This is a genomic window from Kribbella deserti (genome assembly GCF_042434725.1).
Classification (GTDB): Bacteria; Actinomycetota; Actinomycetes; order Propionibacteriales; family Kribbellaceae; genus Kribbella; species Kribbella deserti.
Map to the genome: position 1 here is coordinate 138,321 of NZ_JBHLTC010000009.1, position 9,236 is coordinate 147,556.

Consider the following 9,236-nt stretch of genomic DNA (forward strand, 5'->3'; position numbering starts at 1 on the left):
GAGTACGAGGAGATCCCGTATGACCACGCAAGCCGCCGAGATCTGGTTCCTGACCGGAAGCCAGGGTCTGTACGGCGAGGACACCCTTCGGCAGGTCGCCGAGCAGTCCCGGCAGATCGCCGACCTGCTCGGCCGGTCCGACCAGATCGAGCCGAACATCGTCTGGAAGCCGGTGCTGACCGAGCCCGAGGCGATTCACCGGATCTGCCAGGAGGCGTCGAGCACGCCCGAGTGCGTCGGTGTGATCGCCTGGATGCACACGTTCTCCCCGGCGAAGATGTGGATCGCCGGCCTGGACGCGCTGCGGACCCCGCTGCTGCATCTGCACACGCAGGCGAACGTCGCGCTGCCGTGGGCCGATATCGACATGGACTTCATGAACCTGAACCAGGCCGCGCACGGCGACCGCGAGTTCGGTTTCGTGCAGACCCGCCTCGGCGTCGCCCGCACCACGGTCGCGGGTCACGTCAGCGATCCCGAGGTCGGCCGCCGGATCGGCGTCTGGTCCCGGGCCGCCGTCGGCCAGGCGACGATGCGCTCGCTGAAACTGGCCCGCTTCGGCGACAACATGCGCGGGGTCGCCGTCACCGAAGGCGACAAGGTCGAGGCGCAGCTGCGGTTCGGCGTCTCGGTCAACACGTACGCCGTCAACGACCTGGTCCTGGCCGTGGACGCCGTCGCCGACGCCGAGGTGGACACCCTCGTCAAGGAGTACGACGACCTCTACCAGGTGGCGCCGGAGCTTCGCGCCGGAGGAGATCGGCATGACTCCTTGCGGTACGCCGCGCGCATCGAGGCGGGTCTGCGCGGGTTCCTGACCGATGGCGGGTTCGGCGCGTTCACGACGAACTTCGAGGATCTGGGCGGATTGCGCCAGCTGCCGGGTCTCGCCGTACAGCGCCTGATGGCCGACGGTTACGGCTTCGGTGGTGAGGGCGACTGGAAGACATCGTTGCTGCTGGCCACGATCAAGAAGATGGGCGCCGGCCGCAGCGGTGGGGCGTCGTTCATGGAGGACTACACGTACCACCTGGTGCCGGGGGAGGAGCGGATCCTCGGCGCGCACATGCTGGAGGTCTGCCCGACCATCGCCGGCGCCAGGCCGACGACCGAGATCCACCCGCTGGGCATCGGCGGCCGGGAAGACCCGGTCCGGCTGGTGTTCGACGCGGCGTCCGGTCCGGCCGTGGTGGTCGGCCTCGCCGATCTGGGCGATCGCTTCCGCCTGGTCGCGAACGAGATCGACGTGGTCCAGCCGGACGAGCCGCTGCCCAAGCTGCCGGTGGCGCGCGCGGTCTGGAAGCCGCGGCCCAACCTCCGCACGTCGGCCGAGTCCTGGCTGATGGCGGGAGCCCCGCACCACACCGTGCTGTCGAGCGCGATCGGCGTCGAGGAACTGACCGACCTGGCCGACATGGTCCGCACCGAACTCCTTGTCATCGACAACGACACCACCACCCGGCAGCTGACCAAGGAAATCCGCTGGAACCAGGCCTACCACCGCCTGGCCAACTCCCTCTGAGGGCCTACCCCTGAACCGACGTCTCCGCGCACCCCACCAGGGCGTGGAGACGTCGTATTACCGCCCTGGTTCGGGTTGCCAGGGCCGGGAGTTTTCTCGGTACCGATGAGTTGTGGCCAGTCCGGCTGTCAGTACCAGCAGGCGGCCGCCTTGCCATGACCATCGAGATCGAGGAATTGAACCATGACATCATCCGCTACAGCTCCGTCCGCAGTTCGAGTCGCTCTGGATTTCCTTGCTGCCTTCGCTGCCCAAGATGAGGCAGGAATGGCCGGACTGCTGGATGCCGACGTGATCTTCGAGAGTCCGAGGATCACCCTGACCGGTGCCGGGGCGGTCGGCGAAGCGATCGGCGGTTTCGCCCGGGCCGTTCAGTCGGTGACAGTGATCGCCGCGTACGGCGATGACGAGCACGCGGTGGTGATGTACGACATGGACGCCGGCCCGCTGGGCACCATCCGGGCGGCAGACCATTTTGTGGTGAGAGACGGACGGGTGGTGTCGGACCAGTTGGTCTTCGACACGCATGCCCTGCGCGAAGTGGAGAAGCCTGGCTGACCGCCTCGAGACGGCGGTCGGTCTTTGTGTTGATTCGTCGCAGATCCGCCCTCCCGCCGCTGGACCGGCAGTGGTGGGAGGCGGATTGCGACGAATCAAGGTAAGGACGACGGGCTTTCGCGGGCTGACGTATTGACGGTGGTTTGTCCGTCCCCTAGCTTTGTCGAAGCGCTTCGACAGTGCCCTCGAAACCTTTCGGCGACAGCTGGGATGTTGCGCTGACAAGCGGGTCCGACCCGCGGGTGGCACGAGCCCTCGCGGAGCCGCTGGGTGGTCCACCGACGCGCAACGCGACGACGGACCTTTCGGAGTACCGGCAGACACTCGTTTTAAGGAGAACAGCCATGCGGTCTCCCCGCAGAATGATCGCAGCGGGTGCTGCGCTGACCTCGCTCGCCTTGATCCTCGCCGGCTGTAGTGGTGGCGGTGGTGAGGAGGATGCCGGTGCCGGTACCGGCACGCTGAAGTTGTGGCATTACGAAGGCCCCGACAGCGCGATGGCGGCGGCCTGGGACAAGGCCATCGAGATCTTCAAGGCCGAGCACCAGGGCGTGCAGGTCCAGTTCGAGCGCAAGGCGTTCGAGCAGATCCAGCAGAACGCCTCGATGATCCTGGCCTCGGACCAGGCGCCGGACGTAATGGAGTACAACAAGGGCAACGCGACGGCCGGGCTGTTGTCGTCGAAGGGCCTGCTCGCCGATCTCACCGAAGAGGCCGAGAGCCGCGGCTGGGACAAGGCGCTGACGCCGAGCCTGCAGACCACCGCCCGGTACGACGACAAGGGCGTGATGGGCTCGGGCAAGTGGTTCGGTGTGCCGAACTACGGCGAGTACGTGATGGTCTACTACAACAAGGACCTGTTCCAGCAGCACGGTGTCGCCGTACCGAAGACGCTGGACGAGATGACCCAGGCGATGGACAAGTTCGTCGCGAAGAAGGTCACGCCGCTCGGCATGTCCGGCGCCGAGTACCCGGCCGGGCAGTTGCTCTACCAACTCGCGCTCGCCAAGGGCGACCGTGCGTTCGTCGACAACTATCAGCTCTACAAGGCGCCGGTGGACTTCAACGCCGACCCGATCAAGTACGGCGCCGACACGTTCCAGGAGTGGGTCCAGAAGGGCTACATCTCCAAGCAGTCCGCGAGCCTCAAGGCCGAGGACATGGGTACGGCGTTCATCGCGGGCAAGTCGCCGATGATCGTGAGTGGTTCGTGGTGGTTCGGGCGGTTCTCCACCGAGATCAAGAAGTTCGGCTGGGGCACGTTCCTCTTCCTGGGGAACAAGCTGAACGCGGGCTCGTCCGGCAACCTCTGGGTGGTCCCGGAAAGCTCCAAGAACAAGAAGCTCGCGTACGACTTCATCGACATCACCATGCGCCCGGAGATCCAGAACATTCTCGGCAACAAGGGCGGTGTGCCGGTCAAGGCCGATCTGACCAAGGTGACGGACCCGAAGAACAAGGAACTGATCGCCAACTTCGACGCGATCACCAAGGCCGACGGCCTCGCGTTCTACCCGGACTGGCCGGTCGCCGGGTACTACGACGTCCTGGTCGCCGGTGGTCAGTCGCTGATCAACGGCTCGAAGAACAGCCAGCAAGTGCGCGACGACCTCGGCAAGGCCTACGAGCAGGGCGTGCAGGAGATCAAGAACGGATGAGCGCCCGCAGGCCGAGGCGATCGGAGCGCGGCTTCTGGTGGTACCTGGTACCAGGAGCCGTGTCGTTCGCCGCCATCATCGCGATTCCGTTCGGCGCTAACATCTACCTGTCGCTGACGAAGTGGAGCGGCATCGGATCACCGCGGTTCGTCGGGCTGGCCAACTACGAACGGCTGTTCGCCGACGACGTGTTCTGGGCGTCGTTCCGGAACAGCCTGGCGATGGTCATCGCGATGGTGATCGTGCCGACGGTGATCGGATTGGTGCTCGCGGCAACGTTGTTCGACGTCATCGGCCGGCGGTTCGGCCCGCGCGCGGCCTCGTTCCTGCGGGCCACCTTCTACCTGCCGCAGGTACTGCCGGTCGTGGTGGCCGGCATCCTGTGGGGTTGGCTGCTCCGCCCCGAAGGCGCCCTCAACGCCGTACTCGGTGCGGTCGGGCTGGAAAGCCTCAGCCACGACTGGCTGGGTGATCCGAAAACCGCGCTGCCGATGGTGATGCTGGTGATGATCTGGGTGCAGATCGGTTATCCGGTGGTGATCTTCATGGCCGCGCTGCAACGGGTCGACCCTGACCTGTACGAGGCCGCGGAGATCGACGGCGCCGGCTGGGCGCGCCGCTTCCAGGCGATCACCCTGCCGCAGATCCGGCCGGAGACGTTTGTGGTCGCGTTGACCTGCACGATCGCGGCGCTGAAGGTGTTCGGCCCGATCTGGGCGCTGACCCGCGGCGGCCCGAACAACGCGACCACCGTGCCGTCGTACTTCGCGTACAACGCCTTCTTCAACAAACTGCAGGTCGGGTACGGCGCTGCCGTGGCGACCGCCCTGACCTTGGTGATCGTGATCGTCAGCCTGGCCTTCCTGCGGGTCCAGCGGCGAGCCGAAGCCGCGGAGGAACGCTGAGATGGCCGTGATCCCTGCCGCCCGGGCGGTGCGCTCCCGGCGCGACCCGGACCGCTATCGCAAGGGCCCGATGCGCTGGCTGGTGCTGGCCCTGCTGGTCGTGACGGCCGGTCTGGTGCTGGTGCCGTTCGCGTTGATGCTGCTGAACGCCTTCAAGTCGCCCGCCGACTACTCGGGTAACGGACCGTTGAGCTGGCCGTCCTCGTTCCAGCTCGACGGTCTCGCGAACTACTGGCGCCAGGTCCGGTACGAACAGAAGCTGCTCAACTCGATCGTCATCTCGGGCGCCGTCGCCGTCCTGGGCGTGCTGCTGTCGTTGCTGAACGCCTACGCGCTCGGGATCGGCCGGGTGCGCGGGCGGATGTGGATCGTCGGGTTGTTCCTGATGGCCAACATGATTCCGCAGGAGGCACTGGTCTATCCGCTGTACCACCTGGCGAAGGCGACCGGCCTCTACAACAGCCGGTTGAGCGTGATCATCATCTTCACGGTGATCCAGAGTGCGTTCGGGACCTACCTGCTGGCGTCGGTGCTCGGCACGTTCCCCAAGTCGTTGCTCGAGGCCGCCGCGCTGGATGGCGCCGGCCGCTGGACGACGTTGTGGCGGGTCGTGGTTCCGACCTTGCGCCCGACACTTTCCGTACTGCTGATCTTCTTTTTCATCTGGACCTGGAACGAGTTCTTCATTCCGCTGGTGATGCTGATCGACAACAGCACCCAGACCGTTCCGCTGGCCCTCGCGGCCTTGCAGGGCGATCGATTGATGGACGCGACGACAACCAACGCCGGCGCGCTGATCAGCCTGTTGCCGACGGTCATCTTCTTCTTGTTGTTCCAGCGCACCCTCACCCGCGGCGTGACCGTGGGCGCTGTCAAGTAACCCGCCCGTACCGACGAAAGGCACGACCATCCCATGAAGTTCACCGACGGGTATTGGCAGATCCGCCCCGGCCTGACCCGGCTGCGGCCCGCCGGCGTGGAGAGCGTGGACGCGGGCGAACGCGAGCTGACGGTCTTCGCCCCCGCGAAGAAGATCACCGATCGCGGTGACACCCTGAACCAGCCACTGTTCACGATCACCTTCACCTCGCCCGCGCCGGACGTGATCGGCGTACGCATCGAGCACCACGTCGGCGGCGTACCGGCCCGGCCGTCGTTCGCGCTGTCTCAGGGCGACGAGCATCCGGTCAAGGTGGAGGTCGATCCGCAGACCGCCCGGCTGACCACCGGTGACCTCACGGTGGTGGTCGCGCTGGACGGGCCTTGGAACGTCACATTCGAGCGCGACGGCCGCTACCTGACCGGCTCGGACGCGCGTAGCGTCGGCCTGCTCACCGATCCCGAAGGCCGTCGCTTTCTGCACGAGCAGCTCGCGCTCGGTGTCGGCGAGACGGTGTACGGCCTGGGGGAGCGGTTCGGCCCGCTGGTCAAGAACGGCCAGGTCGTCGACATCTGGAACGCCGACGGTGGTACGTCCAGCGAGCAGGCCTACAAGAACGTGCCGTTCTACCTGAGCAGCGCGGGGTACGGCGTTTTTGTCGACAGCCCGGGGCACGTCTCGTTCGAGGTCGGCTCCGAGGTGGTGTCCCGCAACCAGTTCAGCGTCGAGGACGAGATCCTGCAGTACTACGTCATCGGTGGACCCGAGCCGAAGGACGTACTGCGCCGCTACACCGCGCTGACCGGCCGTCCGGCCCGGGTGCCGGCGTGGTCGATGGGCCTGTGGCTGTCGACGTCGTTCACCACCGACTACAACGAGGAAACCACCAGTGGTTTCGTCGACGGCATGGCCGAGCGTGATCTGCCGCTGAGCGTCTTCCACTTCGACTGTTTCTGGATGCGCCAGTTCCACTGGTGCGACTTCGCCTGGGACCCGGAGGCGTTCCCCGACCCGGCCGCGATGCTGGCCCGGTTGAAGGCGCGCGGGCTGCGGATCAGCCTGTGGATCAACCCGTACATCGCGCAGCGATCCGCCTTGTTCGAGGAAGGCCGGAAGCTCGGGTACCTGCTGCGACGGCCGGATGGCTCGGTCTGGCAGTGGGACATGTGGCAGGCCGGGATGGCGATCGTCGACTTCACCAACCCGGACGCGACCGCGTGGTTCCGCGGCAAGCTGCAGGCCCTGATCGACATGGGCGTGGACTGCTTCAAGACCGACTTCGGCGAGCGGATCCCGACCGACGTGGTCTGGTTCGACGGGTCGGATCCCGAGCGCATGCACAACTACTACCCGCATCTGTACAACCGTGCGGTCTTCGACCTGCTCGAGCAGAACCGCGGCGAGGGCGACGCCGTACTGTTCGCCCGCTCCGCGACCGCCGGCGGCCAGCAGTTCCCGGTCCACTGGGGTGGCGACTGCGAGTCCAGCTTCGAGGCGATGGCGGAATCCCTGCGCGGCGGTCTGTCCCTCGCGTCGTCCGGCTTCGGCTACTGGAGCCACGACATCGGCGGATTCGAGGGAACGCCCGACGCCGCCGTCTTCAAGCGCTGGGTCCCGTTCGGCCTGCTCTCGTCCCACTCGCGCTTGCACGGCTCCGGCTCGTACCGCGTCCCGTGGGCCTTCGACGAAGAGGCCGTCCAGGTGTTGCGGGCCTTCACGAAGCTCAAGCTGGCCCTGATGCCGTACCTGGTCACGGTCGCCACCGAGGCCCACGAACAAGGCACGCCCATGATGCGGCCGATGCTGCTGGAGTTCCCGAACGACCCGGCGGTTGCTTATCTGGAACGCCAGTACATGCTCGGGCCGGACATTCTCGTCGCGCCGGTGATGAGCCGTAGCGGGGAGGTTCGGTTCTACCTGCCGGAAGGCACGTGGACGCATCTGCTCAGCGGGGAGCAGGTCGAAGGCTCGCGCTGGATCACCCAGACCTACGGCTTCGACAGCCTGCCGGTCTTCGTACGCCAAGGTGCCGTTCTGGCCTTCGGCTCGGTGGACGACCGGCCTGAGTACGACTGGGCGAACGACGTCGAACTCCGCTGGTACCACCCGACCGAAGGCGACACCGCCCGCGTAACCCTCCCCGGCCCCGACGGCACCCCCGCCGCCGTACTCGACCTCACCTACACCGCCGGCCAAGCCCACACATCAGTCATCGAAGGTACCCCCACCCACACCATCACCGTCATCCCGTAACCCCTCTTCGCGTGACCCCACGGCTTCTTTAGGAGTCTGCTGGACATTTTTGCGCCCCAGAAACGTCCAGCAGACTCCAGAAGACGGCCTACATATCCCCAGTGGACCAGCCCAACCTGGTCCTCGGCCCGCCGCGGACGCCGAGCCACGCCGGCCATCCGCCGCCGCGTCCACTCCCGCAACACGCAAGCATCGGTACGACGTCAGGCAACCGTCGTATTTCACCCACCCCTGGTGGCGCGCTCACTTGGCCGAAGCGGACCGGATTCGTCGTACGGCAGAAGGTGGCGCAGGTCACGGGCGTGGGGTGTCACAGGTGGGAAGTTCGTGGCGCCTTACGGGGGACACGTTCCAACACCGAGGAGTTAACGATGAATGCTCGTCTGGACCTTATGACCAATCCCGTTGCCGGCAAGGCGTTCAAGCACTTCTACTCGATCGCGAAGGTCCTCGCGGAGACGTCCCTGCCGGCTGCGACTCAGCAGTTGGTGATGCTTCGCGCGAGCCAGATCAACGGCTGCGGCGTATGCGTCGACATGCACACCAAGGACGCGGCCGCGGCGGGGGAGACCTCGACGCGTCTCAACATGGTCGCGGCTTGGCGGGAGGCGACCGTCTTCACCGAGGCGGAGCGTGCCGCGCTGGAACTGGCCGAACAAGGTACGCGCATTGCCGACGCGGCAGGCGGAGTGCCCGACGACGTATGGGCTGCTGCCGCCAAGCACTACGACGAGGACCAACTCGCGGCCCTGGTGCTGCTGATCGCCTTCATCAACACCGCCAACCGCCTGAACGTCATCGTCCAGAACCCGGCCGGCTCGTACGAACCCGGCCAGTTCGCCCACTAGGCGGCCAGGTACCGCTGTACGACCACACCGGAGCGAAACCGCCCGTGGTCACAAGGGTCCGATGAACCACGACACGCCTGGTAACAAGCGTCCGATGACACGCCGGGGAGGTGGTGGGCTGTGCGGGGCGGGAGGACTCCGCGGCGCCGGGAAGGTCGGCGCCGCGGAGTGGCTGGGGAGGCGTGGAGTTAGCGGACGCCGAGGAGGTGTTCCATGGCGAGCTGGTCGAGCCGTTCGAAGGCTAGGCCTCGTGCGGCTAGGGCGTCGGGGTCGAAGGTCTCGGCGCGTACGTCGGCCAAGGTCTCGCCAGCGCCGAGAGTGGGTTCGGACAACTCGTCCACCCGGGCCGCGGCCAATGCCTCAACCACCTCGGGGTCGGCGCGGAAGGCCGTCACCTTGTCCCGCAGGATCAGGTAGTTGCGCATACACGCCGCCGCCGTGCCCCACACACCGTCGACGTCTTCGGTGCGCGGCGGCTTGTAGTCGAAGTGCACATAGCCGTCGTACGCGCCCTGCAACGTGTCCACGGTCCAGAAGGCCTCGCGCAGGTTGCCCGCGCCGAAGCGCAGGTCCTGGTCGAACCGCGGTCCATGCTGGCCGTTCAGGTCGATG

8 protein-coding genes are annotated in these 9,236 nt (G+C 66.5%); 7 read left to right on the forward strand and 1 reads right to left on the reverse strand.

Translation table 11 applies throughout. From position 1 onward, the window contains the following. Nucleotides 1-19: 19 nt before the first annotated feature. The 7 genes from araA to ACFFGN_RS08865 all read left to right on the forward strand — a co-directional run bounded on the left by araA (nt 20) and on the right by ACFFGN_RS08865 (nt 8,624). Nucleotides 20-1,522, forward strand: coding sequence for an L-arabinose isomerase (gene araA / locus ACFFGN_RS08835; RefSeq protein WP_380045061.1), 1,503 nt, complete (start codon nt 20-22; stop codon nt 1,520-1,522). 183 nt (nt 1,523-1,705) lie between these two features. Further along, nucleotides 1,706-2,080: a nuclear transport factor 2 family protein gene (locus ACFFGN_RS08840; protein WP_380045063.1), complete on the forward strand. Its 375-nt coding sequence runs from the start codon at nt 1,706-1,708 to the stop codon at nt 2,078-2,080. A 344-nt stretch (nt 2,081-2,424) separates the two neighbouring features. Beyond that, nucleotides 2,425-3,738: an ABC transporter substrate-binding protein gene (locus tag ACFFGN_RS08845; RefSeq protein WP_380045065.1), complete on the forward strand. Its 1,314-nt coding sequence runs from the start codon at nt 2,425-2,427 to the stop codon at nt 3,736-3,738. Next, complete coding sequence (locus ACFFGN_RS08850) at nt 3,735-4,643, forward strand: carbohydrate ABC transporter permease (RefSeq protein WP_380045069.1); 909 nt, start codon at nt 3,735-3,737, stop codon at nt 4,641-4,643. The genes ACFFGN_RS08845 and ACFFGN_RS08850 overlap by 4 nt, the downstream gene beginning before the upstream one ends. Before the next feature lies 1 nt (nt 4,644). Further along, nucleotides 4,645-5,523: a carbohydrate ABC transporter permease gene (locus ACFFGN_RS08855; protein WP_380045072.1), complete on the forward strand. Its 879-nt coding sequence runs from the start codon at nt 4,645-4,647 to the stop codon at nt 5,521-5,523. A 33-nt stretch (nt 5,524-5,556) separates the two neighbouring features. After that, complete coding sequence (gene yicI / locus ACFFGN_RS08860; RefSeq protein ID WP_380045075.1) at nt 5,557-7,776, forward strand: alpha-xylosidase; 2,220 nt, start codon at nt 5,557-5,559, stop codon at nt 7,774-7,776. 371 nt (nt 7,777-8,147) lie between these two features. After that, complete coding sequence (locus ACFFGN_RS08865) at nt 8,148-8,624, forward strand: carboxymuconolactone decarboxylase family protein (RefSeq protein ID WP_380045078.1); 477 nt, start codon at nt 8,148-8,150, stop codon at nt 8,622-8,624. 188 nt (nt 8,625-8,812) lie between these two features. On the opposite strand, the gene ACFFGN_RS08870 is transcribed toward ACFFGN_RS08865, so the two are convergent. Beyond that, a partial coding sequence (locus tag ACFFGN_RS08870; RefSeq protein WP_512700329.1) for an apurinic/apyrimidinic endonuclease family protein occupies nt 8,813-9,236 on the reverse strand: 424 nt, incomplete at its 5' end.